The following is a 24639-nucleotide window of genomic DNA, read 5'->3' as shown; positions in this document are numbered from 1 at the left end:
CATGAACCGCGGCGTCTACACACTGGCGCTTCGGGCCCTGTCGCCGCTGATCTGGCTGTGGATGGGCCATCGCGCCCGGCGCGCCGGCGGCCAGTGGGAAATCTTTTCGCCGCAGCGGTTCGGCCGGCTGCCGGCCGCTTCCTCTTCCGATTCCCAGGCGGCGCCGGTGTGGGTGCACGCCGTGAGCCTGGGCGAGACCCGGGCCGCGCAGCCGCTGTTGCAGGCGCTGCTGGACCGCGGCCTGCCGGTGCTGCTGACCCACGTGACGGCCACCGGACGGGCCGAGGGCGCGCGGCTGTTCCAGGACGCCATCGGCCGCGGGCAGTTGCGCCAGGCGTGGCTGCCGTACGATTTTCCGGGGGCGACCCGCCGTTTCATGGCGGCCAGCAGGCCGCGCTGCGGCCTGCTGATAGAGCGCGAGGTGTGGCCCAATCTGCTGGCCGCGGCGCGCGCGGCGGGCGTGCCGATGGGGCTGGTCAGCGCGCGGTTCTCGGCTTCTTCGTTGCGCCAGGCGGGCCGGATGGGCGGCGTGATGCGCGAGGCCCTGGCCGGGCTGGACGCGGTGCTGGCCCAGACCGCCGAGGACGCCGCGCGGCTGGCGCAGGCCGGCGCCCGGCAGCCCGTGGTGACCGGCAACCTGAAGTTCGACCTGGCGCTGCCGCCGACGCAGGTGCAGGCCGGCCAGGCCTGGCGCCAGCGCCTGGGCCGGCCCGTGGTGGCCGTTGCCAGCACGCGCGAGGGCGAGGACGGCGCCTTCATCGAGGCCATCAAGCGCCATGTCAAAGTATCAGGGACGCATGATGCGCCCCTGTTTCTGCTGATTCCGCGCCATCCCCAGCGTTTCGACGAGGCCGCGCGCCTGCTGGACGAGGCCGGCCTGGCGTATGCGCGGCGTTCGGCGGGCGCGGAGCCCGGCGCGGACACCACGGTGCTGCTGGGCGATACGCTGGGCGAAATGGCTTTCTACTACGCGGCCTCGGACGTCGCGATCGTGGCGGGCAGCTTCGCGCCGCTGGGCGGGCAGAACCTGATCGAGGCCTGCGCGGCCGGGGTGCCGGTCATCGTCGGGCCGCATACGTTCAATTTCAAGCAGGCGGCCGAGGACGCCATCGAGGCGGGCGCGGCGCAGCGCGCGCCGGATGCGGCGCAGGCGGTGGACGCCGCGATGGCGCTGCTGGCCGACGAGGCGCGGCGGCGGCGCGGCGGCGAGGCGGCGCGGGCCTGGTTCGGCGCGCACGCGGGCGCGACCGGGCGCACGCTGGACGCCTTGGCGTCCTGGCTGGACTAGGACCCGCTGCGGGGAACCAGCTTGACCGCGCCGGGGTTCAGTTCCTGGCTGAAACGGCGGGTGTCGCGTCCTTCGTCCTCGGGGCGCATGCCCAGCCAGCCCTGGCCGAGCGCGTAGACGCCCAGGTTCGCCAGCAGGATGAGTACGAAAAGCACGCGCATGCAGGCCTCTCAGTCGGCGGCCGGCGGGTTGGCGCGCGCGATCGCGGCCAGCCCGTCCAGCACGGGATGATCCAGGTAGACCGGCACGGGCGTCGCGCCGAATGCGCCGCCCGCGTCGGCCAGCAGGCGTTCGATTTCCTGGTGGACTTCGGGCCAGCCGCCGCCGGCGGCAAAGATCTGCGGCGTCTGGCCGTAGCGCTGGCGTCCGGCCAGCCATTGGCGCACGACCGCGCCGGCCTGCGCCGCGGCGATACCCGAGGCGATGGCTTCGTGCGTGTCGGCGGGGTAGGCCACGACCTGGCCGTTGGCCACCGGCAGGTTGGCGGTGCCGTGCGCCAGGGCGTTGCGCATCATGGCGGGGCCGGGCAGGATCAGGCCGCCGGCGAAGACGTTGTCGGGGCCCACGGTGTCGATGGTGGTGGCGGTGCCGAAGCTGGCCAGCACGAAAGGCGGGTGGTCTTGCGGCAGGCGCGACAGCACGCCCAGCAGCGACGCCCAGCGGTCGGCGCCCAGCTGCGTGGGCTTGCGGTAGCCGTTGACCAGTCCCAGCGTCGCGGCCTGGGAGGGCGACCAGGTCATGCCGCAGCCGTGTTTTTCGAGGATGGCGGCGATGGCCTTGCCGCGGGCCTCGCCGGCGACGTTCACGCCTATCGCGCGCTGCGGGCGGCGCGGCAGCGCGGCCAGCCAGCGATCCAGGGCGTCCAGGTCCACGCCCTCGAAGGCGACCGCCGCCGGTTCGCGCGGCGCGTCGGCGTTGGCGGCGTCCAGCCAGCCTACCTTGAGACGGCTGTTGCCGGAGTCGATGAGAATAATCATGCTTGGCGTCGGATCGAGATTTCGCCGACCAGGATCGGCTGGGCGCCCTCGGGCGTTTGCACCAGCAGGCGGCCGTGGTCGTCCACGCCGCAGGCGGTGCCGCTAAGAAGGATAGCGCCCTTGTCCAGGACGTTGACCTTGCGGCCGGCCAAAGCGTCCACCTGGCCGAAACGCTGCCTGAATGCGCCGAAGCCCGCGCGCTGCAGCTCCCGGACCGCTTCGTGCCAGGCCGTGGCGCTGGCGCAGACCAGGTCGGCGGCGCTGGCGGCGCGCCCCTGCACCTGGCTCCAGTCGGCGACGTCGCGCCCGAGTTCGGCCGACAGGCGCTCCGCGTCGCGCAGGTTCACCCCCATGCCGATGACCACGGTGTAGCCGGCGTCCGGCCCGCCCGGGTTGCGGGTGGTCTCGACCAGCACGCCGGCGAGCTTGGCGTCATGCCACTGCACGTCGTTGGGCCATTTCATGCACAGTCCCGCCGATTCCGGGCCGGCCACGGCACGCAGGGCCTCGCACGCGGCCACGCCGGCCAGCGGCGACAGCGCGGGCAGTTGCGCGGCGGGCAGGTGCACGTCGAAGGCGCAGGAGAACATGAGATTGGCGCCCGAGCGGTTCTGCCAGGGACGGCCCGCGCGGCCGCGTCCGGTCTCCTGCAGGTGCGTGCCCAGCAGCCAGGGCTTGCCGCCCGCGCCCGCGCGGGCGCGGGCCAGCAGGTCGGCGTTGGTCGATCCGGTGCTGCCGGTCCAGGAGACGTCTTGAAACGCGGGCAGGCGCGTGGCCAGTTCCCGGGCCAGGTCATCGGGCGCGGGCAGATCGATGGTTCGGGCTTGAGCGGACATGGCGGCGATTGTAGGGCACGCAAGCCCGCGCTCGCGGTCGGCACGCGCCTGCGTATATCATTAACGATACATTTTGCATTGGTAAGCTCCCTGCATGCCGCATTCCGTTTCGTCCGCACCCGTCGCCACGCCCCTGCGCCATGAAGGGGGCGTCTGCCATGTGGCCGGCGACTGGAGCGTGCTGGCGCTCGCAGAACCCGGCGAGGTGGAGCGCCGCCGCCAGGCCCTGGCGCAGGCGGCCCGCGATGGCGCGCGCTGGGACCTGCACCGCATCAGCCGGCTGGACACCATCGGCGCGCTGCTGATCTGGCAGGCCTGGGGCGAAAAGCTGCCCGAGCGCGTGCGCTGGTCGCCGGGGCCGCAGGACGTGTTCAACGCGCTGGCCATGAACAAGGGCGGCACGCCGCAGGCCGCGCCCAAGGGCGATCCCTGGGCCTGGCTGCGCGCGGTGGGCGACGCGGTATTCAAGGCGGCCGCCAACGGCCGCGCGCTGCTGACCATGCTGGGGCAGCTGGTGCTGGACCTGGGCGGGCTGCTGCGCCGCCCGCGGCTCGGGCCCTGGCGCGAGATCTCGGCGCAGATCTACCGGACCGGCGCGCAGGCGCTGGGCATCACGGCGCTGGTGGGCTTTCTGATCGGCGTGGTCCTGTCCTATCTGTCGGCGCAGCAGCTGCAGATGATCGGGGCCGACCGCTTCATCGTGCGCCTGCTGGGCGTGTCCATCGTGCGCGAGCTCGGGCCGGTGCTGGCCGCCATCCTGGTCGCGGGCCGGTCGGGCTCGGCGATCACGGCGCAGATCGGCGTCATGCGGGTGACGCAGGAGCTCGACGCGATGCTGGTCATGGGCATTTCGCACGGGCAGCGCCTGATCCTGCCGCGCGTGATCGCGCTGGCCGTGACCATGCCGCTGCTGGTGCTGTGGACCGACGCGATGGCCATCCTGGGCGGCATGCTGGCCGCGCAGGTGCAGCTGGGCGTGTCGGCGCAATGGTTCCTGCAGTCGCTGCCGGACGCCATTTCGCTGACCAATTACTGGATCGGCATCATGAAGGGCGTGACCTTCGGCATGCTGATCGCGCTGATCGCATGCCACTTCGGGCTGTGCATCCAGCCCAACACGGAAAGCCTGGGGCGCGGCACCACCACTTCGGTGGTCACGTCCATCACCGGCGTGATCCTGCTGGACGCGCTGTACGCCGTGGCCTTCAGTTCGGTGGGCATCTGATGGACAGCGTCGCCCAGCACCGGCTGTTCGCGCAAGACGACGTCACCGTCGAGCCCGTCATCACGGTGCGCGGCCTGCGCACCGCCTTCGGCGACCACGTGGTGCACGACAACCTGGACCTCACGGTGTTTCCCGGCGAGATCCAGGTGCTGGTGGGCGGATCGGGCACCGGCAAGACCGTGCTGCTGCGCCAGATCATCGGGCTGGAGCAGCCGGCGGCCGGCTCGATCAAGGTGCTGGGGCACTCGCTGTCCGAGCTGAGTCCGGCCGAGCGCCGCAGCCTGTCGTACCGCTGGGGCATGCTGTTCCAGGCCGGGGCGCTGTTCTCGGCGCTGTCCGTGTACGACAACATCGCCTTGCCGCTGCGCGAGCTGCGCACGGTGCCCGAAGACCTGGTGCGCGACGTCGTCATGTGCCGGCTGGCGATGGTGGGCCTGTCCTCGCGCGATGCCGACAAGCGGCCCTCCGACCTGTCCGGCGGCATGGTCAAGCGCGTGGCGCTGGCGCGCGCGCTGTCCCTGGACCCGGAATTGCTGTTCCTGGACGAGCCCACGGCCGGCCTGGACCCGCTGCGTTCCGACGAGTTCGTGGACCTGGTGCGCAACCTGCACCGGCAGCTGGGCTTTACCGTGGTCATGGTGACGCACGACCTGGATACGCTGCTGGCCCTGGCCACGCGCGTGGCCGTGCTCGCCGACAAGCGGGTGATCGTGAACGACACCGTGCAGGAAGTCCTGAAGGTCGATCACCCGTTCATTCATACGTTCTTCCTGGGCGAGCGCGGCCTGCGCGCGCTGGGAGACATGGCGCCGAAGGGATTGCATCATGGAAAACCGTAGTCATGCGCTCATGGCCGGTATCTTTACGCTGGTCTTGCTGGCCGCCGCTGCGCTGGCGGCCATCTGGATCGGCCGCGACCGGACCCAGCTGCAACCATACGAAATCATCTCCGCCACCGCCGTCAGCGGCCTGAATCCGCAGTCCACCGTGCGTTACCAGGGCGTGCCCGTGGGCAAGGTGCAGTCGCTGGCGCTGAACCCGGACAAGCCGGGGCAGGTGCGCATCCGCATCGGCATCGCGCCGAACACGCCGATCACCGAATCGACCTGGGCCGAACTGGGCGTGCAGGGCGTGACCGGCATGTCCAACATCGAGCTGCGCGACGACGGCACGTCGAGCAAGCGGCTGGAATCCTCGGCGCTGCATCCGGCCGCCATCCCGCTGCGGCCGGGCTTTCTCGAGCGCCTCGGGCAGCGCGGAGACCAGCTCATCTCGAACGTCGAGCAGGTCTCCGAGCAGATGCGCCGCATCCTGAGCGAACAGAACGTGCAGGCGCTGACCGCCAGCCTGCAGAACGTCACCGACCTCACGCAATCGCTGAAAGAGGCCAGCAGCGGCCTCGGCCCGGCGATGGCCAAGCTGGGGCCGCTCATGGAATCGCTGAACGCCACTTCGCGCCAGGCCGATCACGCCGCGCGCGAAGTCGGCGGCCTGGCGCTGCAGGCGCGCCAGTCGCTGGCGCGCCTGACGGCGCCCGGCGGCGCCTTGTCGGTCGCCACCAGCAGCCTCAACGACATCGCCCTGGCCGCCGCGCGGCTGGACGGCGAAACCCTGCCGGCCATCACCGGCATGGCGGCCAGCGTCAACGAGGCCGCGCGCGGCGCGGCCATGACCCTGCGCCGTGTGGACAACACGCCGCAGTCCTTATTGTTCGGCCCGGCGCCCCGCGAGCCCGGACCCGGCGAGGCTGGCTTTGCCGGTTTCGGGAGATAGCCCATGATCAAGATGCGTAGCGCCGTTTTCATCCTGACCCTGGCCTTGGCGGGCTGTGGCTTTGGCCGCGTGCCCGCGCCGCCCACGGTGTTCGACCTGGGCCTGGACGCCGCGCCGGTGCCGGCGCTGCCGTCGCGCGAGCCGATCGCGATGACGTTCCAGGCCGTGCCCAGCCTGTCCGATACCAGCGTGATCTGGCGCGTGGGCGACAGCGCCGCGCCCAAGGCCTATGCCACCTACCGCTGGGCCTCGTCGCCCACCGAGCTGCTGCGCCAGCGCATCGCCGAGCGCCTGTCGCGCCAGGGGCCGGTGCTCAACGAACGCGTCAGCCTGCAGACGCCGCAGCTGCAGGTGTTCCTGTCGCAGTTCGAGCAGGTGTTCGCGGCCGACGGCAGCGCCAGCGAGGGGCGCATCCTGCTGCAGGCCGTGCTGGTGCAGGGCCGGACGGTGCTGGGCCAGAAGCGCATCGTGGCGCAGGCCGACGCGCCCACGCAGGACGCCGCCGGCGGCGTGGCCGCCTTGCGCCAGGCCAGCAATGACGCCGCCGACCAGCTGGCGCAATGGCTGGCTGCGACTCTGAAGCCCGCGCCCAAGGCGGGCGGTTAACATCCTCCTCTTCTTTCCGCTTTACGAGTTTCGCCATGTCCGCACGCACTGAAACCCACGCATTCAACGGCCCCGCAGGCCGCATCGATTGCGCCGTAGACTGGCCCGCCGGCGCGCCGCGCGGCTGGGCGCTGGTGCTGCACCCGCATCCGCTGCAGGGCGGAGCCCGCGAGAACAAGGTCGTCACGACCGTGTCGCGCGCCTGCGTGCAGCACGGCCTGGTGGCGGTGCGCCCGAATTTCCGCGGCGTCGGGCTGTCCGAGGGCGAGTTCGACAAGTCCGTCGGCGAGACCCAGGACATGCTGGCCGTGGTCGCGCAGATGCGCGAACTGCATCCGGAGCTGGCGCAGGCGCCGTGGGTGCTGGCCGGCTTTTCGTTCGGCACCGCCGTCGCCGCGCAGACCTATGCCGCGCTGGCCGAGCAGGGCGACGCGGTGCTGCCGTCGGCGCTGATGCTGATGGGGCCCGCGGTCAACCGCTTCCAGTCGCACGAGGTGCAGGTGCCGGACGACACGCTGATGGTGCATGGCGAAGAGGACGAAGTCGTGCCGCTGTCCGAGGCCATGGACTGGGCGCGCCCGCGCTCCATTCCGGTGGTCGTGGTGCCGGGCGCCTCGCATTTCTTCCACGGAAAATTGCTGGTGCTGCGCCAACTGGTGCAAGCGCGACTGAAGGTCTCCCTAGACTGAACGGGTTGCATCAAGTTGCATGTTTTCGCGGCGGCGGGAACCCTGCCCGGGCTGAACGGGTCTTAGCGTCTGCCTATAATTGTCAGCCACCTGACCCGCGCCGGCGGGCGTCAATCCTGGACCCACGTTGCCGATGAAGAATTTGCCCCACCCCGTTCACTCCCCCGCAGTCTTTACCCGCCGCCTGCTTAGCGGCGCGGTGTTGTCGGCGATGCTCGCGGCCTCGATGCCGGCCTGGTCGCAGCAACAGCAGGCGCCCGCCGCCGCGGCGCCGGCCACAGGCGCGGCCGCTCCCGCGCCCTCGGCTTCGGGCGTGGTGCCGGTGGGCGAAGTGTCGGCGGTGCCGGCGCCCACGATCGCGGCCAAGGCCTGGATCGTGATGGACGTGAACAGCGGCCAGACTCTGGCGGCCTCCAACCCGGACATGAAGGTCGAGCCGGCCTCGCTGACCAAGATCATGACGGCCTACGTCGTCTTCAACGCGCTCGAGGAAAAGCGCCTGACGCTGGAGCAGACCGTGCCGGTTTCCGAGCACGCGTGGCGCACCGGCGGTTCGCGCATGTTCATCGAGCCGCGCAAGCCGGTCACCGTGGACGAACTGAACCAGGGCATGATCGTGCAGTCCGGCAACGACGCCTCGGTGGCCCTGGCCGAAGCGGTCGGCGGCAGCGAAGGCGCGTTCGCCTCGCTCATGAACCAGGAGGCCGAGCGCCTGGGCATGCGCAACACGCACTTCATGAACGCCACCGGCCTGCCCGATCCGCAGCACATGACCTCGGCGCGCGACCTGGCGATCCTGTCGTCGCGCCTGATCACCGATCACCCGGACTACTTCCACTACTACAAGCAGAAAAGCTTCACCTACAACAAGATCACCCAGCCCAACCGCAACCGCCTGCTGTGGGCCGATCCGTCGGTGGACGGCATGAAGACCGGCCATACCGAATCGGCCGGCTACTGCCTGGTGTCGACCGCGATGCGCGGCGACCGCCGCATCCTGGTGGTGGTGGTGGGCACCGACAGCGAAGCCACGCGCGCCGAGGAAAGCCTGAAGCTGCTGAACTGGAGCTTCCAGAATTTCGACACCGTGAAGCTGTTCGACAAGAGCCAGCCGGGCATCGACGCGCGCGTCTGGGAAGGCGTGGCCGAGAACGTCAAGCTGGGTCCGCCCAACCCGGTGTCGATCGCGGTGCCGCGCGGCAAGGCCGGCGAGCTCAAGCCGGTGGCGCAGCGCACCGACCCGCTGATCGCCCCGCTGGCCAAGGGCCAGCAGGTCGGCACCCTGCAGTTCACGCTGGACGGCAAGGTGCTGCGCAGCGAGCCGCTGGTGGTGCAGGACGCGGTCGAACGCGCGGGCTTCTTCGGCCGCATGGTCGATACGGTCAAGCGCTGGTTCGAATAACAGAACGGCCGGGGGCGCGGCCGCGCGCCCCGTGGGTGTAAGCTAGCGACGGGCGTTTCGTGATGAAACGCCCGTCTTCATTCCCGGGGCGGACCTGCCGGTGCGCCCCTATCCTTCGATTCTCAGGAGTGCGTCATGATTCCGGGCGTGCCGGGCGATAGCCAGGTGTATCTCAACGGTGAGTTCCTGCGGGTGGACGAGGCCAAGATCTCCGTCCTCGACCGCGGCTTTATTTTCGGCGACGGCATCTACGAAGTCGTGCCCGTGTACCAGGGCAATGCGTTCCGCATGGCCGAGCATCTCGACCGCCTGGACCGCAGCCTGGCGGCGCTGCGCATCGCCCAGCCCTTCGACCGCGCCGGCTGGATCGACCTGATCCAGCAACTGCTGGCGCGCACCGAGCTGGAAACCTGCATCGTCTATCTGCAGGTGACGCGCGGCGTGGCCAAGCGGGACCACCAGTTCCCGTCGGTTCCCGTGACGCCCACCGTCTTCGGCATGGTGTCGGCCTGGTCGCCGCCGGCCGCCGCGCAGCGCGCCCAGGGCCTGTCCGCCATCAGCATCCCCGACGAGCGCTGGCTGCACTGCGAGATCAAGTCGGTCTCGCTCCTGGGCAACGTGCTGGCCAAGCAGCAGGCGGTCGACGCGCAGGTCGACGAGGTGCTGCAGTTCCGCGACGGCTACCTGACCGAAGGCTCGTCCACCAACATCTGGGTGGTTTCCGGCGGCAAGCTGCTGGCCCCGCCCAAGAACAACCTGATCCTGGAAGGCATCCGCTACGGCCTGATGGGCGAGCTGGCGGCGGAGGCGGGCATCCCGTTCGAATCGCGCCGCATCTCGCGCCAGGAGGTCGAGCAGGCCGACGAACTGATGCTGTCTTCGGCCACCAAGGAAGTGCTGGCCATCGTCTCGCTGGACGGCAAACCGGTGGGCGCGGGTAAGCCCGGCCCCGTTTTTGAGCAACTGCGCGCGGGTTATGATGCCCGCATCGCCGCGCTCTAGGCTTCAAGGCCTTCGGGCCTGCGGCATCGGGCGGCCCCGGCGGGGCCGCGCCGGCGGCCTTGCCGGTGCGCTGCCCGGCTCAAGGTTAAAAGGTAGATCATGCATATCCCGCCCGAAGAGTCCCTCATCGAATATCCCAGCGACTTTCCCATCAAGGTGATGGGCAAGCAGCATCCCGATTTCGCGCAGACGCTGACCGAAGTCGTCCTGCAGTTCGACCCCGGCTTCGACGCCGCGACGGTGGAAATGCGGCCCAGCAAGGGCGGCAACTACATGGGGCTGACCTTCACCGTGCGCGCGACCTCGCGCGAGCAGCTGGACGCGCTCTACCGCGCCCTGCACGGCCATCCCATGGTGTCCATCGTTCTCTGAAGCAAGGCGTGTCGTGATCAAGTGGCTCGCGCGGCCGGCGGATTACCTGTCGACCTGGCAGGAGATGCAGGCTTATACCAACCTGCGCGGCGCCGATACGCCCGATGAGATCTGGCTGTGCGAACACGCGCCGGTCTACACCCTGGGCCAGGCCGGGCTGCCGCAGCATGTGCTCAACCCCGGCAACATCCCCGTCGTGCGCTGCGACCGCGGCGGGCAGGTCACCTACCACGGCCCCGGCCAGGTGATGGCGTACGCGCTGTTCGACCTGCGCCGCGCCGACATGTACGTCAAGGAATACGTGAACCTGCTGGAAGGCGCGGTCATCGACACGCTGTCCGATCTGGGCGTGGCGCACGCCTGTCGCAAGCCGGGCGCCCCGGGGGTATATGTGCCCGACCCGGACGGCGGCGGCGAGCTGGCCAAGATCGCCGCGCTCGGCATCAAGATCCGCAACGGCCGCGCCTATCACGGCGTGTCGCTCAACGTCGCAATGGACCTGGTGCCTTTTCTGGGCATCAATCCCTGCGGCTACCAGGGCCTGCGCACCGTCGACATGGCCAGCTGCGGCGTGCGCTGCGCGCCCACCGAGGCCGGCGACGCGCTGGCGCGCAATCTGCAGCAGGCCTGGCGGCGCGCGAGGGAAACGGCATGAAGACCTACAGCGCGGCCGACGTCGCCGCCACCACGCCCGAGCAACTGGCCCGCCTGCGCGAACAGGGCCCGCCCGAGGAGTACGCCGCCTGGATCGGCGCGGCCGCCGAGCTGGGCCTGGCCGAGGCCCAGGCCATCTACGGGCAGATGCTGCTCGACGGCGCCGGCGTCGAACGCGACCAGGCGGCCGGCCTGGCGTGGTTCAAGCGCGCCGCCAACGCCGACCACCCCATGGCCATCAACATGGTCGGGCGCTGCTACGAGAACGGCTGGGGCGTGGCGCCGGACGATACCGTGGCGGCCTACTGGTTCCGGCTGGCCGCCGATCGCGGGCTGGACTGGGGCATGTACAACTACGCCCACATGCTGCGCAGCGGCCGCGGCGGCGTGGCGCAGAATTCCGCCGCCGCGCTGGCGCTATACCAGCAGGCGGCGCAGGCCGGCCACGTCAAATCCATCGGCATGGTCGGGCGCTACTACGAAGCGGGCGACGTGATCGCCCAGGACATGGAACGCGCCTTCGACTGCTACCAGCGCTGCGCCGAAGGCGGCGATTTCCGCGGCATGTTCCACCTGGGACGCCTGCTGCTGTTGCGCGGACGCAAGGAAGAGGCCGTGCAATGGCTGGTCCGCGTGCCCGAAACCGCCACCCCCGCCTTTCTGCGGGAAGCCAACGCCATGCTGCAGGCCAGCGGATTCCCGGCGTTGTACGAGGGCGTGTAGCCCCGTTACGTGCTCAACCGCTCCTCGAATACGGCCTCGATCGTTTCCCGTTCGCCGGCGGCGCGTTCGCCCTGCAGGCGGTCGAGCAGGAACCGGGCGGCGCGCCGGCCCAGGTCGGCGGCGTCCACGGCCAGGGTGGTCAGGCCTTGCGCCCATTGGGCCGCGCTGCCGTCGTCGCTGAAGCCCAGCACCGCCAGGTCCTGCGGCACGTGCAGGTCGCGGTTATGCGCTTCCGATACGGCGGCGGCGGCCAGCAGGTCGGAGCCGCAGAACACCGCGTCGAAGATGGTGTTGGTGGCCAGCAGGCGCAGAAAGGCCATGCGGCCGTCGTTCAGGTGCTGCACCTCGGGCTGCACGATGTCGGCCACCAGTTCCAGCCCCAGCGCGGCGGCGCTGCCGATGAAGCCGGCGCGCCGCGCGCGTTCCCAAGGGCAGTCGGCGCTGACGCAGGCCACCCGCGCGTAGCGTTTGGCCGCGAAGTGCCGCGCGGCCCGGCGTCCCGCTTCCTCGTTGTCCACCACGACCGCGCCGTCGGGCGGCTGCGCCGAGGCGCTCCAGGTCTCGACCAGCGGGATCTCCAGCGCGGCTACCGCGGCCCGCAGGCCGGGGTCGTCCAGCGGGCCGATGACCAGCGCGGCCGCCGGGCGCAGCGCGTCCAGCATGGCCAGCGCCGCCGGGTCCTGCCAGGGCGCGGCGGCCAGATAGTAGCCGGCGGGCGCCAGCGCTTCGGCGCAGGCCTGCATGGCGCGGGCGGCCGGGGCGGCGTCCAGGCGCGGTGCGATCAGGGCGATGGGGCGGGGCGGGAGCAGGCTGGCCATGGGGAAAACCGGGATTCGTCAGGCGTGACGATAACCCAGGCGGGCCGGCCGCGAGGCGGGCCGTCCGTCCTGGGATCGGTCCGCTTCGGGGGCGTTTCCGGCCGCCAGGGGTAAAATGCCATTTTTGTCCCAAAGCCGGCCCGTTCGCGCGCCGGCCGTGAAGGTGTCCAATGTCCACGCTCGCCGAGTCTCCTGTGCCCTCGAACGAATCCGCCGCCACGCCCGCGGACGCGGCCTACGATCCGACGCAAAAGCAGAAATCGCAGGCCAAGACGGCGCGCATTCCCATCAAGATCGTTCCGGCCGAACGCCTGAAGAAGCCCGAGTGGATCCGCGTGAAGGCCGCCGCGCCCGGTTCGCGTTTCTACGACATCAAGCGCATCCTGCGCGAACACAACCTGCACACGGTCTGCGAGGAAGCCTCCTGCCCCAACATCGGCGAGTGTTTCGGCAAGGGCACGGCCACCTTCATGATCATGGGCGACAAGTGCACGCGCCGCTGCCCGTTCTGTGACGTGGGCCACGGCCGTCCGGACCCGCTGGACACCAAGGAACCCGAAAACCTCGCGCGCACCATCGCCGCGATGAAGCTGAACTACGTCGTGATCACCTCGGTCGACCGCGACGACCTGCGCGACGGCGGCGCCGGCCACTTCGTCGACTGCATCACCCACATCCGCGAACTGTCGCCCACCACCCGCATCGAGGTGCTGGTGCCGGACTTCCGCGGCCGCCTGGACCGCGCGCTCACCATTCTCAACGCCGGCCCGCCGGACGTGATGAACCACAACCTGGAAACCGTGCCGCGCCTGTACAAGCAGGCGCGTCCGGGCTCGGACTACATGCACTCGCTGAAGCTGCTGGCCGAGTTCAAGAAGCTGCATCCCGAAGTCCCGACCAAATCCGGCCTGATGCTGGGCCTGGGCGAGACCGACGAAGAAATCCTGCAGGTGATGCGCGACATGCGCGCGCACGGCGTGGACATGCTGACCATCGGCCAGTACCTGCAGCCGTCCGAACACCACCTGCCGGTGCTGCGCTACGCGCATCCCGACACCTTCGCCATGTTCGAGCGCGAAGCCTACGCGATGGGGTTCTCCCACGCGGCGGTGGGCGCGATGGTGCGTTCTTCGTACCATGCCGACGAGCAGGCGCATGCGGCCGGGGTGAACTGATTCAGTAGAGCGGCGCGTCGCCGAGCAACGCGCCGGCGCGGTCCTTGTCGGACAGTCGCGGCGCCTGTTCGCAGGGCCAGTCTATCGCCAGCGTCGGATCGTCCCAGCGGATGCAGCGCTCGTGCTGCGCCGCGTAATAGTCCGTGGCCTTGTACAGCACCTCGGCCACGTCGGACAGCACCAGAAAGCCGTGGGCGAAGCCCTCGGGTATCCATAGCTGGCGCTTGTTATCGGCGCTCAGCACGGCGCCCACCCATTTTCCGAAGGTGGGCGAGGCGCGCCGCAGGTCCACCGCCACGTCGAAGATTTCACCGGCGCAGACGCGCACCAGCTTGCCCTGCGCCTGGGCGACCTGGTAGTGCAGGCCGCGCAGCACGCCCCTGGCCGAGCGCGAGTGGTTGTCCTGCACGAAGCTGCGTTGCAGGCCGGTGGATCGTTCGAAATCGCGCTGGTTGAAGCTCTCGAAAAAAAAGCCGCGCTCGTCCGCCAGGACGCGGGGCTCCAGGACCATCACGTCCGGAATGGCTTGCGGGATGGCTTGCATCAGAACACCTTGTCGACCAGGATGCGCATCAGGTATTGGCCATAGCCGCTCCTGGCCAGCGGGCGTGCCAGCTGTTCGAGCTGGTCGGCGCTGATCCAGCCCTGGCGGAAGGCGATTTCCTCGGGGCAGGCCACCTTCAGCCCCTGGCGGTGTTCCAGCGTGGCGATGAACTGGCTGGCTTCGAGCAGCGATTCATGCGTGCCGGTGTCCAGCCAGGCGTAGCCCCGGCCCATGATTTCCACCGCAAGCCGGCCCTGTTCGAGATAACGCTGGTTGACGTCGGTGATTTCGAGTTCGCCACGGGCCGAAGGCCGGATGCCGCGGGCGATTTCGATGACGTCGTTGTCGTAGAAATACAGGCCGGTCACCGCGTAGCCCGAGCGCGGCTGAGCGGGTTTTTCCTCGATGGACAGCACCTTGCCGCCCGCATCGAATTCGGCCACGCCGTAGCGTTCGGGGTCCTGAACGTGATAGGCGAAGACGGTGGCGCCGTCCGGGCGGGCATGGGCGCGCTGCAGCAGCCTGGGCAGTTCGTGGCCGTAGAAAATATTGTCGCCCAGCACCAGCGCGCAGGACTCGCCGCCGATGAAGGGCGCGCCGATCAGGAAGGCCTGCGCCAGGCCGTCGGGCGTAGGCTGCACGGCGTATTCGAGGTTCAGCCCCCATTGCGATCCGTCTCCCAGGAGCTGGCGAAAGCGCGGCGTGTCCTGCGGCGTCGAGATGATGAGGATCTCGCGTATGCCCGCCAGCATCAGCGTGGCGAGCGGGTAGTAGATCATCGGCTTGTCGAATACCGGCAGCAGCTGCTTGCTGATGGCCAGGGTGGCCGGGTGCAGGCGGGCGCCCGAGCCGCCCGCCAGAACTATGCCTTTGCGCGCCATGCGGAATCTCCGGGTTCGATGAGCTGGTCGAGCACGCGGTCGACGTGCTCGGTCCATGCGGACAGCGTCAGGTCCAGCGCGCGCGACAGCAGGGTGGTGTCCAGCCGTGAGTTGAGGGGCCGCCGCGCGGCGGCGGGATAGTCGCGCGTGGCGACCGGACGGATGCGTTCGGGGGCCAGCGCCAGGGCCGCGCCGCGCGCCGCGGCGCCCGCCACGATGTATTGCGCGTAGCCGTGCCAGGTGGTCGAGCCGCCGGCGGCCAGATGGTAGGTGCCGGCGGGCAGCCGGGCGTCCAGGCGCCGGCGGATGGCCAGCGCCGTGATGTCGGCGACCAGCGCCGCCGAGGTCGGCGCGCCATGCTGGTCGGCCACCACGTCCAGGCAGTCGCGGCTGCGGGCCAGATGCAGAATCGTCTTCAGGAAGTTGCCGCCGTGCGCGGAATGGATCCAGCTGGTCCGGAACACCAGGGCGTCGCAGCCCGCGTCCCGGATGGCCTGTTCGCCGGCGAGCTTGGTCGCGCCGTACACGTTGATCGGGTTGGGGGCGTCGGTTTCCACATAGGGGCGGGCGGCCGCGCCGTCGAATACGTAATCGGTCGAATAGTGCACCAGCAGGGCGCGCGTGGCCGCGGCATGGCGGGCCAGCACGCCAACCGCTTCGGCATTGACGCGGGCCGCGGCCGCGCGGTCGGTTTCGGCCCGGTCCACCGCGGTGTAGGCCGCGGCGTTGACGATCACGCCGGGCCGGCGCGCTGACAGGACCGCGCCCAGGCCGTCGAGGTCGCACAGGTCCGCCTCGGCGCGCCCCAGCGCCGCCAGCTCCCCCACAGGAGCCAGCGCGCGGCACAGCTCGCGGCCCACCTGGCCGTTCTTGCCCAACAGTAGGATTTTCACGCCGCCCTTGCTATGTCTCGTACTGTTCTTTCGCCCAGTCGCGATAGGCGCCACTGGTGACGTTCGCCACCCACTGGGGATGGCCCAGATACCAGAGTACCGTTTTTCTGAGGCCGGTTTCGAAGGTTTCGGCCGGCATCCAGCCCAGCGTGCGCTGCAGGTGGCCCGCGTCGACCGCATAGCGGCGGTCATGGCCGGGGCGGTCGGCGACGTGGACGATCTGGTCCGCGTACGGGCGCCCGTCCGGCCGCGGGCTGAGTTCGTCGAGCAGGGCGCACAGCTGGCGCACGACGTCGAGATTGGTCTTTTCGTTCCAGCCGCCCACGTTGTAGGTCTCGCCGGGCTTGCCGGCCTCCAGGATCTTGCGGATCGCGTCGCAGTGGTCGCTGACGTAGAGCCAGTCCCGGATCTGCCGGCCGTCGCCATACAGCGGCAGCGGCTTGCCGGCCAGCGCGTTGTGGATGACCAGCGGGATGAGCTTTTCGGGGAACTGGTAGGGGCCGTAGTTGTTGGAGCAGTTGGAGGTCAGCACCGGCAGGCCGTAGGTGGTGTGGAAGGCCCGCACCAGGTGGTCGCTGGCCGCCTTGCTGGCGGAATAGGGGCTGTTCGGCGCGTATCGCGTGGTCTCGGTGAACGGCGGGGCGCCCGCGTCCAGCGAGCCGTAGACCTCGTCGGTGGACACGTGCACGAACCGGAAGCCGGCCCTGGCCTGCGGCTCCAGTCCGCTCCAGTAGTCGCGCACGGCGTCCAGCAGGCGCGAGGTGCCGACGATGTTCGCCTGGACGAAGGCCTCGGGGTCGGCGATGGAGCGGTCGACGTGGGTCTCGGCGGCGAAGTTGATCACCGCGCGCGGCGCGTGCTTGCGCAGCAGGCGCGAGACGGCCGCGGCGTCGCCGATGTCGCCGCGCACCAGGGCATGGCGCGCGTCGCCGCGCAGGCTGGCCAGGTTGTCGGCGTTGCCGGCGTAGGTGAACTTGTCCAGCGTGACGACGGGTTCGTCGCGATGGGCCAGCCAATCCAGTACGAAATTGGAACCGATGAAGCCGGCTCCGCCGGTGACGACTATGCTCATGTTCTTGGAGCGGGGCTAGCGGCGCGCCTGGGCGCCCGCCCAGTACGTGTCTTTCTGGCCCGCATGCAGGTTGATACAACGCGCCAGTACGAACATCAGGTCCGACAGGCGGTTCAGATATTGCCGGACCGGCGGGTTGACCGGCTCGGTCGCGGCCAGCGTCACGACCGCGCGTTCGGCGCGGCGGCAGACGGTGCGGGCCACGTGCGCCTGCGCGGCGCCGCGCGATCCCCCGGGCAGGATGAATTCGCGCAGCGGCGGCAAGCTGGCATTGTAGTGGGCCAGGCGGGCGTCCAGGCGGGCGATATGGGCCTCGGACAGCGCTGTGTGGCCGGGTATGCACAGCTCCGCGCCCATGTCGAAGAGGTCGTGCTGGATCGCCAGCAGGTCGGCGGAAATTTCCGGCGGCGGCGATTCGGCCAGCAGCAGCCCGATGACGCTGTTCAGCTCATCCACGTCGCCCAGCGCGGCGATGCGCGGCGCGTCCTTGGGCAGCCGCGACCCGTCTCCCAGTCCGGTGGTGCCGTCGTCCCCCGTGCGGGTGGCTATGACTGATAAACGGTTGGCCATGCGTGCGTCCTGGAAGGGCTAAAGGAGAATGCGGTTTGCGTCCGGCGGTAAGTCTATGCCCCGGCTCGCGGGGCGGCGCGCAATCATCGGTCAGGATTGTTGCGTTCTGCCGCAGGAACTGTTTCATATCAGCGGTATCCTAGCACTGTGGAAAGCGGCGGGGGCGCCCCGCGCTTTCGCTGTTCAATGGAGGACGCCTAATGGCTTTTGACCGCAAATATGCAACACCCATGGCCGTGGCCACCGCCATGGCCGTCGTTTCGCTGGCCACGCCGCTGGCATTCGCCCAGCAGGCCGACGCCAGCGGCGAAGTGCGGCGCGTGGACCCGGCCGCGGGCAAGGTCACCATCAAGCACGACGCCATCAAGGAACTGGACCTGCCCGCGATGACGCTGGTCTACGAGGCCGATCCGGCGCTGCTGGCCAAGATCAAGGCGGGCGACAAGGTGCGTTTCACCGCCACGCGCCAGGGCGGCAAGTACGTCGTCACGGCGATCACCAACTAGCATCCATGTAAAAACGCCGCCCGCCGCGGCAGCGGTGGACGGCGTTTTGCTGCCGGACAGGGCAGGGCTTACAGCACGTAGCGGGCCAGGTCCTGGCTGCTGGCGGCTTCGGCCAGTTGCGCGTTGACGTAGGCGGCGTCGATCTTGACGTGCTTGTCCTGGCTGGACGTGGCGTCGAACGACAGTTCCTCGAGCAGCTTCTCCATCACTGTGTACAGGCGGCGGGCGCCGATGTTCTCGGTGGTTTCGTTGACCTCGAAGGCCAGTTCCGCCAGGCGGCGCACGCCGTCTTCGGTGAACTCCAGCTCCAGGTCCTCGGTGGCCATGAGGGCCTTGTACTGCTTGGTCAGCGAGGCGTCCGTGTCGGACAGGATGCGCACGAAGTCTTCGGCGGTCAGCGATTCCAGTTCGACGCGGATCGGGAAGCGGCCCTGCAGCTCGGGGATCAGGTCGGACGGGCGCGACAGGTGGAACGCGCCGGAGGCGATGAACAGGATGTGGTCGGTGCGCACCATGCCGTAGCGCGTGTTGACCGTGGTGCCTTCGACCAGCGGCAGCAGGTCGCGCTGCACGCCCTGGCGCGACACGTCGGCGCCGCCGGATTCCTGGCGCGCGGCGATCTTGTCGATTTCGTCCAGGAATACGATGCCGTTCTGTTCGACGTTGTTGATCGCCACGGTGCGCAGGTCTTCCTCGTTGACGCGCTTGGCGGCTTCTTCGTCGACGATCAGCTTGAAGGCTTCGCGCACCTTCATTTTCTTGGGCTTTTTCTTGTCGCGGGCCATGCCGGCGAACATGCCGCGCAGCTGCTCGGCCATTTCTTCCATGCCGGGAGGCGTCATGACGTCCATCTGCGGCACGGCCTGGGCCACTTCGATCTCGATTTCGAGATCGTCGATCTTGCCTTCGCGCAGGCGCTTCCTGAAGGTCTGGCGGGCGCTGTTGTCCTCGCCGCGCTCGGGTTCGCCGGAGGCGCCGCGCGCCGGCGGCACCAGGGCGTCGAGGATGCGGTCTTCGGCGGCGTCCTCGGCCTGGGTGCGCACGCGGCGCATTTCCAGTTCGCGGGTCTGCTTGATCGAGTATTCGGTGAGGTCGCGGATGATGGTGTCGACGTCGCGGCCCACGTAGCCCACTTCGGTGAACTTGGTGGCTTCGATCTTGATGAAGGGCGCGTTGGCCAGCTTGGCCAGGCGGCGCGCGATTTCGGTCTTGCCCACGCCGGTGGGGCCGATCATGAGGATGTTCTTGGGGTGGATTTCATGGCGCAGGGGTTCGGCGACCTGCTGGCGGCGCCAGCGGTTGCGCAGCGCCACGGCCACGGCGCGCTTGGCGCGGTTCTGGCCGACGATGTACTTGTCGAGTTCGGAGACGATCTCTCCGGGCGTCATGTTGGATGCGGACATGAGGGCGAATCCTTGAAGCGAGAGCAGGCTGGGGGGCGGCGCGGCGCCGCGGGTTACTCGCCCAGCGTTTCGATGACGTGGTTCTGGTTGGTGTAGATGCAGAGGTCGCCGGCGATTTCCAGCGATTGCTTGACGATGTCCTCGGGCGGCAGCTCGGTGTTGCGCAGCAGGGCCAGCGCCGCCGACTGGGCGTAGGCGCCGCCGGAACCGATGGCGGCCAGGCCGTGTTCGGGCTCGAGCACGTCGCCGTTGCCGGTCAGCACCAGGGTGTGCTCGGCGTCGGCCACGATCAGCATGGCTTCGAGCCGGCGCAGCACGCGGTCGGTGCGCCAGTCGCGGGTCAGTTCGACCGCGGCGCGCATCAGGTTGCCCTGGTGTTTTTCGAGCTTGGCCTCGAAGCGTTCCTGCAGCGTGAATGCGTCGGCCGTGGCGCCGGCGAAACCGGCAAGAATCTTGTCGTGGTACAGGCGGCGGATCTTGCGGGCCGTGCCCTTGATGACGATGTTGCCCAGGGTGACCTGGCCATCGCCGCCCAGTGCGACGCGGTTGCCGCGGCGCACGCACACGATGGTGGTGGCGTGAAATTGTTCCATGCGTTCCTTCCTATGAAGGGATTAGCTGGGGGCGGCCGCGGAAAAATCAAGACGAGAAAAAAGGCCATGCCGGAAAACCAGCATAGCCTTTTCGGGACGGGGCGAATACGGGACGGATCAGTCGCCGTACAGCTTCTGGCGCATTTCGCGGCGCTCCTGGGCTTCCAGCGACAGGGTGGCCGTGGGGCGGGCCAGCAGGCGCGGAATGCCGATGGGTTCGCCGGTTTCTTCACACCAGCCGTATTCGCCGCTGTCGATGCGGGCGATGGACTGTTGCACCTTCTTCAGCAGCTTGCGCTCGCGGTCGCGGGTGCGCAGCTCGAGGGCGTGTTCTTCTTCGATCGTGGCGCGGTCGGCGGGGTCGGGCACGAACTGCGTTTCACGCAGGTGCTCGGTGGTTTCGCCGGCGTTGGCCAGGATGTCCTGTTCGAGTTGTTTGAGCCGTTCCTTGAAGAACGCCAGCTGGCGGTCGTTCATATAGTCGGACTCGGGCATGGCCAGCAATTCTTTTTCGCTGGGCAGATCAATCGCCGTATCGCTCGTCGACTTGCTTGGTTTCTTGGTTGCTGCCTTGGTAGCCATGAAAACACTCCACTATGAATCGATCCTGGCGCGGGCGTCCATTCCCCGTCCGTTACTTGTTGCCTACGCTATTCGTACCTCACAGTACTGCCTTCGTCGCATCGCGTCACGTCAGGAAGGGGGATTACCCCGCCAGGCACTGCTCCAAGCCCCGGGTAAAAATCTCCTGGGGCAGCTTGCGTCCGATGAACACCATCTTGGTGGACGGTTTCTCGGCCGCGGTCCACGGCTTGCCGGGTTCGGCGCCCATCATCATGTGCACACCCTGGAACAACATGCGGCGGTTGATGCCCTTCATGTACAGGATGCCCTTGTAGCGCATCAGGTCGGGACCATAGACCTGCACCACGCCACCCAGGAATTCCTCGAGCCGGGCGGGATCGAACGGCTTGTTGGAGCGGAACACGAACGCGCCGATTTCATCGTCGTGCTGGTGGTGGTGGTGATGGTGGGCATGATTGCAGTGCGCCCCGCATTCGCCTTCGTGGTCATGATCGTGATCGTGGCCATGATCGTGGCCGTGGTCGTGATCGTGCCCATGGGAATGGGCGGCGTCGGGGTGCTCATCGGCCAGGAATTCCGGGTCGATGTCCAGAATGGAATTCAGGTTGAAGCCGCTGATGTCGATGATGGACTTCAGGTCGGCGTCGCCGAAGTTGACGGGGGTGATCGGCGCGCGCGGGTTCATGTGAACCAGGCGGTGGCGCAGCGCTTCGTAGTCGACTTCGTTGACCAGGTCTTTCTTGGAGACCAGGATGCGGTCGGCGAAACCGACCTGCTTCTGGGCCTCGGGCTGTTCGTCGAGGGTGGCCATGCCGTGCTTGGCGTCGACCACGGTGATCACCGCGTCCAGGCGGTAGTACTCGGCGATGTCGTCATCCATGAAGAACGTCTGGCAGACGGGGCCGGGATTGGCCATGCCGGTCGTTTCGATGATGACGCGTTCGAAATTCAGTTCGCCGGCTTCGCGCTTGGCGCGCAGTTCGCCCAGCGTGCGCATCAGGTCGCCGCGCACCGTGCAGCAGACGCAGCCGTTGGACAGCTCGATGATTTCCTCGTTGCTGTCCTGCACCAGCAGGTCGTTGTCGATGCTTTCCGGCCCGAATTCGTTTTCGATGACCGCGACGCGGCGGCCATGATATTCGGTCAGGATGCGTTTGAGCAGGGTGGTCTTGCCCGCACCGAGAAAGCCGGTGAGGATGGTGACGGGAACCATTTTGTCCAAACTGCGCGGGGTATTCATGGCGAAGCTGCTAGCGTGAAGTCAAGGCGTTAAACGGAACTCTCGGCGCCGGGACTGCAATTCCGGAAGGTGTGATTCCGGCGATTGCCCTGCCCTGTGGACCGGAGTTTCCGATCCTGGCCGAAAGGCGTGTTTGCCACGGGCTGCAAAGGCCGCCGACAGCGGCCGGACGCAGGATTACAGCACAGTCGGGGGCAGGGGGCAAACCCAGGGTCAACCCTTGGCCCGCGGCCTCCCGGATCGCGGCCGTACGCCGTCGCGTGCCCGGCGATAACCCTATTTTGGGACGGTTTTCCGGATTTCAAGAGCGGATCGGTCCGCATGGCCGAGCAGGCCGGCGCGGCGCTACGCCAAAAGCATGAGACCGCAGGGATGAAGCGAGGCGCGGCGGCGCGATTCAGTGCTGGTGGTGATGGTGGCCGGCGGCCTCGGCGGGCTGCTTTTTCTGGCATTGCGGGCACAGCGCGCGGATTTCGGTTTCGTGCGTGGCCAGGGCATAGCCGGTCTGGGCGACGCGTTCGGCCAGCTGCCGGCTCATGGCCGGGTCGGACACTTCGGCGACCGCGCCGCAGCCGGTACAGACCACCAGCAGGTCGTGCGGGGCGCCGCCGGCGTCATGGCAGGCGCTCCAGGCGTTGACCGCGTCCAGGCGGTGGATCAGGCCCTCGTCCATCAGGAAGTCGAGCGCGCGGTAGACCGTGGGCGGCGCGGCGCCGGGGTGCACCGCGCGCATGGCGTCCAGCAATTCGTAGGCCTTCAGGCTGCGGCCATGGCGCAGCAGCAGCTCCAGCACCTTGCGGCGGATGGGGGTGAGGCGGCGTCCGCGCTGCTCGCACAGCGTCTCGGCGACGCCGAGCTGGGCGTCCACGGTGTCGCTGCGGGGAGAGCGGGGCGTTGCGGGCATGGCTGGCTTCATGTGTATGGCTGACGCGCGCGATGCGCGCGAGATGCCTGGAAGGTAGCAGAAAACACCCAGATGCGGGCGAAACCCGGTCAATCAAGATTTTAGTTATGATATAACATAATAAAATCTTCGATCCCATTGCCCGATCTCCGATGTCGCATTTCACGCTGCTGCCCGCGCGGCCCGGCGCCGCGCCGCCCGCGCGCTCCGCTTTTCTCGTCTCCGCCTGGCGCCGCATGGCGATCGCGCTGGCCGTGGCCGCGGTCTTGTGGGCCCTGACCGGCTGGGCGCTGGACTGGTGGCCGCGATGAGCGCGCCCATCGCCATCGAGCTCGACAACGTCTCTTTCGGCTGGCATGGCCATGCCGCGCTGAAGTCGGTGTCGGGACGTTTCGCGGCCGGCGGCATGACCGCCGTGGTGGGGCCCAACGGCGCCGGCAAGTCCACGCTGATCAAAGGCATCATGGGCGTGCTGCGCCCCATGAGTGGCAGTGTGCGCGTGACCGGCGCCGGCCGCGCCGGGCTGGCGTGGCTGCCGCAGGCCGCCGAGCTGGACCGCTCGTTTCCCGCCACGGTGCTGGAACTGGCAGCCATGGGCGCGTGGCGCCGCGTGGGCGGATGGCGCCGCGTCGCGGGCGAGGAACTGGAGCGCTGCATGGCCGCGCTGGAAACGGTGGGCCTGGCCGACGCGGCCGGGCGCGCCGTGGGCGCGCTGTCCGGCGGCCAGATGCAGCGCGCGCTGTTTGCGCGCATGCTGGTGCAGGACGCGCCGGTACTGCTGCTGGACGAGCCCTTCGCCGCCGTCGACAGCCATACGGCCGACGAACTGATGGCCTTGCTTTGCGGCCTGCACGGCCAGGGCCGGACCGTGATCGCGGTGCTGCACGACCTGGACCTGGTGCGCGATCACTTTCCCGAATGCCTGCTGCTTTCAGGCTCGGTGGTGGCCTGGGGCGATACCGCCGGCGCGCTCGACGACGCGCATCTGCGGGCGGCGCGCGCCTGGCGCGCGGAGTTCGCGGCATGAGCCTGGCGCAATGGGTGGTGTCGCCCTTCCTGGACTACGGCTTCATGCGGCGGGCGCTGGCCGGCGCCTGCGCGCTGTCGCTGGGCGCGGCGCCGCTCGGCGTGTTCCTGGTGCTGCGGCGCATGAGCCTGATGGGCGATGCGATGTCGCACGCCATCCTGCCCGGCGTGGCGGCGGGTTTTCTGCTGTCGGGCCTGTCGCTGGGCGCGATGATGCTGGGCGGCATCGCCACGGGCCTGGCCGTGGCCCTGCTGGCGGGCCTGGTGGCCAGGCTCACGCCGCTGCGCGAGGACGCCAGCTTCGCCGCGTTCTACCTGATCTCGCTGGGGCTGGGCGTGCTGCTGGTGTCGCTGCGCGGCTCCAACATGGATCTGCTGCACGTGCTGTTCGGCACGCTGCTGGGCCTGGACGACGCGGCGCTGCTGCTGGTGACGGCGGTGGCCAGCGCGACCCTGCTGGCGCTGGCCGCGATCTACCGGCTGCTGGTGGCCGAATGCCTGGACCCGGGCTTTCTGCGCGCCGCCGGCGGCGCGGGCAGCCGCGTCCACATGGGCTTTCTGGTGCTGGTGGTGGTGAACCTGGTGGCGGGGTTCCAGGTGCTGGGCACCTTGATGGTGGTCGGGATCATGATGCTGCCCGCCGCCGCGGCGCGGTTCTGGGTCCGTTCCGCGGCCGGCCAGATCGGGCTGGCTGCGGGCCTGGGCGTGGCGGCGTCGGTGGCCGGGCTGCTCGTGTCGTACCACTTCGACGTGCCGGCCTCGCCCGCCATCATCCTGGCCGCCGGCGCCGGTTATCTGTTTTCCGTCGTGGGCGGCCCGCAAGGCGGGCTGCTGCGCACCCCGCGCCGCATGCGGCCGGCCTGATTCAAAAGGAGATTCGAC

The 24639-nt window shown here is 69.0% G+C and carries 30 protein-coding genes; 16 read left to right on the top strand and 14 right to left on the bottom strand.

Going from position 1 to position 24639, the window contains the following annotated elements; translation table 11 throughout:
* The first annotated feature begins 1 nt into the window (after position 1).
* Positions 2-1288: a 3-deoxy-D-manno-octulosonic acid transferase gene (locus tag AC1M14_RS25695; protein WP_479730665.1), complete on the top strand. Its 1287-nt coding sequence runs from the start codon at positions 2-4 to the stop codon at positions 1286-1288.
* On the opposite strand, the gene AC1M14_RS25690 is transcribed toward AC1M14_RS25695, so the two are convergent.
* The 3 genes from AC1M14_RS25690 to AC1M14_RS25680 are packed head-to-tail and all read right to left on the bottom strand — an operon-like array spanning position 1285 to position 3101.
* The gene (locus AC1M14_RS25690) at positions 1285-1449 is read right to left on the bottom strand and encodes a hypothetical protein (protein WP_181391047.1); all 165 of its coding nucleotides are present in this window, start codon (positions 1447-1449) and stop codon (positions 1285-1287) included. The genes AC1M14_RS25695 and AC1M14_RS25690 overlap by 4 nt on opposite strands.
* Before the next feature lie 9 nt (positions 1450-1458).
* On the bottom strand, positions 1459-2265 hold the full coding sequence (locus AC1M14_RS25685) for a type III pantothenate kinase (RefSeq protein WP_102775107.1): 807 nt from the start codon (positions 2263-2265) through the stop codon (positions 1459-1461).
* Positions 2262-3101, bottom strand: coding sequence for a biotin--[acetyl-CoA-carboxylase] ligase (locus AC1M14_RS25680; RefSeq protein WP_102775108.1), 840 nt, complete (start codon positions 3099-3101; stop codon positions 2262-2264). The genes AC1M14_RS25685 and AC1M14_RS25680 overlap by 4 nt, the downstream gene beginning before the upstream one ends.
* A gap of 94 nt (positions 3102-3195) precedes the next feature.
* On the opposite strand from AC1M14_RS25680, the gene AC1M14_RS25675 reads away from it, so the two are divergent.
* The 10 genes from AC1M14_RS25675 to AC1M14_RS25630 all read left to right on the top strand — a co-directional run bounded on the left by AC1M14_RS25675 (position 3196) and on the right by AC1M14_RS25630 (position 11547).
* On the top strand, positions 3196-4326 hold the full coding sequence (locus tag AC1M14_RS25675) for an MlaE family ABC transporter permease (RefSeq protein ID WP_102775109.1): 1131 nt from the start codon (positions 3196-3198) through the stop codon (positions 4324-4326).
* On the top strand, positions 4326-5165 hold the full coding sequence (locus AC1M14_RS25670) for an ABC transporter ATP-binding protein (protein ID WP_102775110.1): 840 nt from the start codon (positions 4326-4328) through the stop codon (positions 5163-5165). Before AC1M14_RS25675 ends, AC1M14_RS25670 begins: the two co-directional genes overlap by 1 nt.
* Positions 5152-6099, top strand: coding sequence for an MlaD family protein (locus AC1M14_RS25665; protein ID WP_181391048.1), 948 nt, complete (start codon positions 5152-5154; stop codon positions 6097-6099). Before AC1M14_RS25670 ends, AC1M14_RS25665 begins: the two co-directional genes overlap by 14 nt.
* A 6-nt stretch (positions 6100-6105) precedes the next feature.
* Positions 6106-6705 carry an ABC-type transport auxiliary lipoprotein family protein gene (locus AC1M14_RS25660; RefSeq protein WP_111826981.1) on the top strand — a complete coding sequence of 200 codons (600 nt, stop codon included), beginning with the start codon at positions 6106-6108 and terminating at the stop codon, positions 6703-6705.
* 35 nt (positions 6706-6740) lie between these two features.
* Positions 6741-7394 (top strand): alpha/beta hydrolase, encoded by a 654-nt coding sequence (locus AC1M14_RS25655; protein WP_102775112.1) that lies wholly within the window; start codon positions 6741-6743, stop codon positions 7392-7394.
* A gap of 133 nt (positions 7395-7527) precedes the next feature.
* On the top strand, positions 7528-8796 hold the full coding sequence (locus AC1M14_RS25650; RefSeq protein WP_102775113.1) for a D-alanyl-D-alanine carboxypeptidase family protein: 1269 nt from the start codon (positions 7528-7530) through the stop codon (positions 8794-8796).
* Positions 8797-8931: 135 nt separating this feature from the next.
* On the top strand, positions 8932-9798 hold the full coding sequence (locus AC1M14_RS25645) for a D-amino acid aminotransferase (RefSeq protein ID WP_479730664.1): 867 nt from the start codon (positions 8932-8934) through the stop codon (positions 9796-9798).
* Positions 9799-9897: 99 nt separating this feature from the next.
* On the top strand, positions 9898-10170 hold the full coding sequence (locus AC1M14_RS25640; protein ID WP_102775115.1) for a YbeD family protein: 273 nt from the start codon (positions 9898-9900) through the stop codon (positions 10168-10170).
* Between the two features lie 13 nt (positions 10171-10183).
* Positions 10184-10825 (top strand): lipoyl(octanoyl) transferase LipB, encoded by a 642-nt coding sequence (gene lipB, locus AC1M14_RS25635; protein ID WP_479730663.1) that lies wholly within the window; start codon positions 10184-10186, stop codon positions 10823-10825.
* Positions 10822-11547, top strand: a complete 726-nt coding sequence (locus AC1M14_RS25630; protein WP_102775117.1) for a tetratricopeptide repeat protein — start codon at positions 10822-10824, stop codon at positions 11545-11547. Before lipB ends, AC1M14_RS25630 begins: the two co-directional genes overlap by 4 nt.
* 5 nt (positions 11548-11552) lie before the next feature.
* On the opposite strand, the gene AC1M14_RS25625 is transcribed toward AC1M14_RS25630, so the two are convergent.
* Positions 11553-12365: a LacI family DNA-binding transcriptional regulator gene (locus tag AC1M14_RS25625; protein WP_479730662.1), complete on the bottom strand. Its 813-nt coding sequence runs from the start codon at positions 12363-12365 to the stop codon at positions 11553-11555.
* 170 nt (positions 12366-12535) lie between these two features.
* Here AC1M14_RS25625 and lipA point away from each other — a divergent pair, with 170 nt between their 5' ends.
* Positions 12536-13540: a lipoyl synthase gene (gene lipA / locus AC1M14_RS25620; protein WP_102775119.1), complete on the top strand. Its 1005-nt coding sequence runs from the start codon at positions 12536-12538 to the stop codon at positions 13538-13540.
* A gap of 1 nt (position 13541) precedes the next feature.
* Here the strand turns inward: lipA and rfbC are convergent, their stop codons facing one another.
* From rfbC to AC1M14_RS25595, 5 genes are read right to left on the bottom strand one after another with little or no spacing between them, the layout of a single operon-like run.
* The gene (rfbC, locus tag AC1M14_RS25615) at positions 13542-14084 is read right to left on the bottom strand and encodes a dTDP-4-dehydrorhamnose 3,5-epimerase (RefSeq protein ID WP_479730661.1); all 543 of its coding nucleotides are present in this window, start codon (positions 14082-14084) and stop codon (positions 13542-13544) included.
* The gene (rfbA, locus tag AC1M14_RS25610; RefSeq protein WP_479730660.1) at positions 14084-14965 is read right to left on the bottom strand and encodes a glucose-1-phosphate thymidylyltransferase RfbA; all 882 of its coding nucleotides are present in this window, start codon (positions 14963-14965) and stop codon (positions 14084-14086) included. The genes rfbC and rfbA overlap by 1 nt, the downstream gene beginning before the upstream one ends.
* Positions 14947-15858, bottom strand: coding sequence for a dTDP-4-dehydrorhamnose reductase (gene rfbD, locus AC1M14_RS25605; RefSeq protein WP_479730659.1), 912 nt, complete (start codon positions 15856-15858; stop codon positions 14947-14949). Before rfbD ends, rfbA begins: the two co-directional genes overlap by 19 nt.
* 10 nt (positions 15859-15868) lie before the next feature.
* Complete coding sequence (rfbB, locus tag AC1M14_RS25600; protein WP_111826913.1) at positions 15869-16930, bottom strand: dTDP-glucose 4,6-dehydratase; 1062 nt, start codon at positions 16928-16930, stop codon at positions 15869-15871.
* Between the two features lie 15 nt (positions 16931-16945).
* Positions 16946-17500: a cob(I)yrinic acid a,c-diamide adenosyltransferase gene (locus tag AC1M14_RS25595; protein ID WP_111826912.1), complete on the bottom strand. Its 555-nt coding sequence runs from the start codon at positions 17498-17500 to the stop codon at positions 16946-16948.
* Between the two features lie 200 nt (positions 17501-17700).
* Between AC1M14_RS25595 and AC1M14_RS25590 the strand changes: the two genes are divergently transcribed.
* Complete coding sequence (locus AC1M14_RS25590; RefSeq protein ID WP_102775125.1) at positions 17701-18006, top strand: copper-binding protein; 306 nt, start codon at positions 17701-17703, stop codon at positions 18004-18006.
* A gap of 68 nt (positions 18007-18074) precedes the next feature.
* On the opposite strand, the gene hslU is transcribed toward AC1M14_RS25590, so the two are convergent.
* The 5 genes from hslU to AC1M14_RS25565 form a co-directional block, all read right to left on the bottom strand.
* The gene (gene hslU / locus AC1M14_RS25585) at positions 18075-19409 is read right to left on the bottom strand and encodes an ATP-dependent protease ATPase subunit HslU (RefSeq protein ID WP_102775126.1); all 1335 of its coding nucleotides are present in this window, start codon (positions 19407-19409) and stop codon (positions 18075-18077) included.
* 53 nt (positions 19410-19462) lie between these two features.
* Positions 19463-20002: an ATP-dependent protease subunit HslV gene (hslV, locus tag AC1M14_RS25580; RefSeq protein WP_479730658.1), complete on the bottom strand. Its 540-nt coding sequence runs from the start codon at positions 20000-20002 to the stop codon at positions 19463-19465.
* A 117-nt stretch (positions 20003-20119) separates the two neighbouring features.
* Positions 20120-20584: an RNA polymerase-binding protein DksA gene (gene dksA, locus AC1M14_RS25575; protein WP_102775128.1), complete on the bottom strand. Its 465-nt coding sequence runs from the start codon at positions 20582-20584 to the stop codon at positions 20120-20122.
* Positions 20585-20708: 124 nt separating this feature from the next.
* Positions 20709-21827 carry a CobW family GTP-binding protein gene (locus tag AC1M14_RS25570; protein ID WP_111826909.1) on the bottom strand — a complete coding sequence of 373 codons (1119 nt, stop codon included), beginning with the start codon at positions 21825-21827 and terminating at the stop codon, positions 20709-20711.
* Positions 21828-22224: 397 nt separating this feature from the next.
* A complete protein-coding gene (locus AC1M14_RS25565) occupies positions 22225-22731 on the bottom strand; it encodes a Fur family transcriptional regulator (RefSeq protein ID WP_102775130.1) in 507 nt (168 codons plus the stop codon).
* A gap of 152 nt (positions 22732-22883) precedes the next feature.
* Between AC1M14_RS25565 and AC1M14_RS25560 the strand changes: the two genes are divergently transcribed.
* From AC1M14_RS25560 to AC1M14_RS25550, 3 genes are read left to right on the top strand one after another with little or no spacing between them, the layout of a single operon-like run.
* Complete coding sequence (locus AC1M14_RS25560; RefSeq protein ID WP_168202284.1) at positions 22884-23042, top strand: hypothetical protein; 159 nt, start codon at positions 22884-22886, stop codon at positions 23040-23042.
* The gene (locus AC1M14_RS25555) at positions 23039-23758 is read left to right on the top strand and encodes a metal ABC transporter ATP-binding protein (RefSeq protein ID WP_479730657.1); all 720 of its coding nucleotides are present in this window, start codon (positions 23039-23041) and stop codon (positions 23756-23758) included. Before AC1M14_RS25560 ends, AC1M14_RS25555 begins: the two co-directional genes overlap by 4 nt.
* The gene (locus AC1M14_RS25550) at positions 23755-24621 is read left to right on the top strand and encodes a metal ABC transporter permease (protein ID WP_102775132.1); all 867 of its coding nucleotides are present in this window, start codon (positions 23755-23757) and stop codon (positions 24619-24621) included. Before AC1M14_RS25555 ends, AC1M14_RS25550 begins: the two co-directional genes overlap by 4 nt.
* Positions 24622-24639 lie beyond the last annotated feature (18 nt).

This window comes from Achromobacter sp. SX5, assembly GCF_056711425.1.
This window is presented reverse-complemented; position numbering and strand designations above follow the sequence as displayed.

Excerpts from the sequence above, each read along its gene's own strand:
- AC1M14_RS25590 (WP_102775125.1), top strand. The coding sequence starts at position 17,701 with ATGGCTTTTGACCGCAAATATGCAACACCCATGGCCGTGGCCACCGCC.
- rfbC (WP_479730661.1), bottom strand. The coding sequence starts at position 14,084 with ATGCAAGCCATCCCGCAAGCCATTCCGGACGTGATGGTCCTGGAGCCC.
- lipA (WP_102775119.1), top strand. The coding sequence starts at position 12,536 with ATGTCCACGCTCGCCGAGTCTCCTGTGCCCTCGAACGAATCCGCCGCC.
- AC1M14_RS25645 (WP_479730664.1), top strand. The coding sequence starts at position 8,932 with ATGATTCCGGGCGTGCCGGGCGATAGCCAGGTGTATCTCAACGGTGAG.
- AC1M14_RS25625 (WP_479730662.1), bottom strand. The coding sequence starts at position 12,365 with ATGGCCAGCCTGCTCCCGCCCCGCCCCATCGCCCTGATCGCACCGCGC.
- AC1M14_RS25690 (WP_181391047.1), bottom strand. The coding sequence starts at position 1,449 with ATGCGCGTGCTTTTCGTACTCATCCTGCTGGCGAACCTGGGCGTCTAC.
- AC1M14_RS25595 (WP_111826912.1), bottom strand. The coding sequence starts at position 17,500 with ATGGCCAACCGTTTATCAGTCATAGCCACCCGCACGGGGGACGACGGC.
- AC1M14_RS25670 (WP_102775110.1), top strand. The coding sequence starts at position 4,326 with ATGGACAGCGTCGCCCAGCACCGGCTGTTCGCGCAAGACGACGTCACC.
- rfbA (WP_479730660.1), bottom strand. The coding sequence starts at position 14,965 with ATGGCGCGCAAAGGCATAGTTCTGGCGGGCGGCTCGGGCGCCCGCCTG.
- rfbB (WP_111826913.1), bottom strand. The coding sequence starts at position 16,930 with ATGAGCATAGTCGTCACCGGCGGAGCCGGCTTCATCGGTTCCAATTTC.
- AC1M14_RS25550 (WP_102775132.1), top strand. The coding sequence starts at position 23,755 with ATGAGCCTGGCGCAATGGGTGGTGTCGCCCTTCCTGGACTACGGCTTC.
- AC1M14_RS25685 (WP_102775107.1), bottom strand. The coding sequence starts at position 2,265 with ATGATTATTCTCATCGACTCCGGCAACAGCCGTCTCAAGGTAGGCTGG.
- AC1M14_RS25680 (WP_102775108.1), bottom strand. The coding sequence starts at position 3,101 with ATGTCCGCTCAAGCCCGAACCATCGATCTGCCCGCGCCCGATGACCTG.
- AC1M14_RS25630 (WP_102775117.1), top strand. The coding sequence starts at position 10,822 with ATGAAGACCTACAGCGCGGCCGACGTCGCCGCCACCACGCCCGAGCAA.
- AC1M14_RS25655 (WP_102775112.1), top strand. The coding sequence starts at position 6,741 with ATGTCCGCACGCACTGAAACCCACGCATTCAACGGCCCCGCAGGCCGC.
- AC1M14_RS25665 (WP_181391048.1), top strand. The coding sequence starts at position 5,152 with ATGGAAAACCGTAGTCATGCGCTCATGGCCGGTATCTTTACGCTGGTC.
- AC1M14_RS25675 (WP_102775109.1), top strand. The coding sequence starts at position 3,196 with ATGCCGCATTCCGTTTCGTCCGCACCCGTCGCCACGCCCCTGCGCCAT.
- AC1M14_RS25565 (WP_102775130.1), bottom strand. The coding sequence starts at position 22,731 with ATGCCCGCAACGCCCCGCTCTCCCCGCAGCGACACCGTGGACGCCCAG.
- hslV (WP_479730658.1), bottom strand. The coding sequence starts at position 20,002 with ATGGAACAATTTCACGCCACCACCATCGTGTGCGTGCGCCGCGGCAAC.
- AC1M14_RS25570 (WP_111826909.1), bottom strand. The coding sequence starts at position 21,827 with ATGAATACCCCGCGCAGTTTGGACAAAATGGTTCCCGTCACCATCCTC.
- AC1M14_RS25640 (WP_102775115.1), top strand. The coding sequence starts at position 9,898 with ATGCATATCCCGCCCGAAGAGTCCCTCATCGAATATCCCAGCGACTTT.
- AC1M14_RS25650 (WP_102775113.1), top strand. The coding sequence starts at position 7,528 with ATGAAGAATTTGCCCCACCCCGTTCACTCCCCCGCAGTCTTTACCCGC.
- AC1M14_RS25695 (WP_479730665.1), top strand. The coding sequence starts at position 2 with ATGAACCGCGGCGTCTACACACTGGCGCTTCGGGCCCTGTCGCCGCTG.
- AC1M14_RS25555 (WP_479730657.1), top strand. The coding sequence starts at position 23,039 with ATGAGCGCGCCCATCGCCATCGAGCTCGACAACGTCTCTTTCGGCTGG.
- hslU (WP_102775126.1), bottom strand. The coding sequence starts at position 19,409 with ATGTCCGCATCCAACATGACGCCCGGAGAGATCGTCTCCGAACTCGAC.
- AC1M14_RS25560 (WP_168202284.1), top strand. The coding sequence starts at position 22,884 with ATGTCGCATTTCACGCTGCTGCCCGCGCGGCCCGGCGCCGCGCCGCCC.
- dksA (WP_102775128.1), bottom strand. The coding sequence starts at position 20,584 with ATGGCTACCAAGGCAGCAACCAAGAAACCAAGCAAGTCGACGAGCGAT.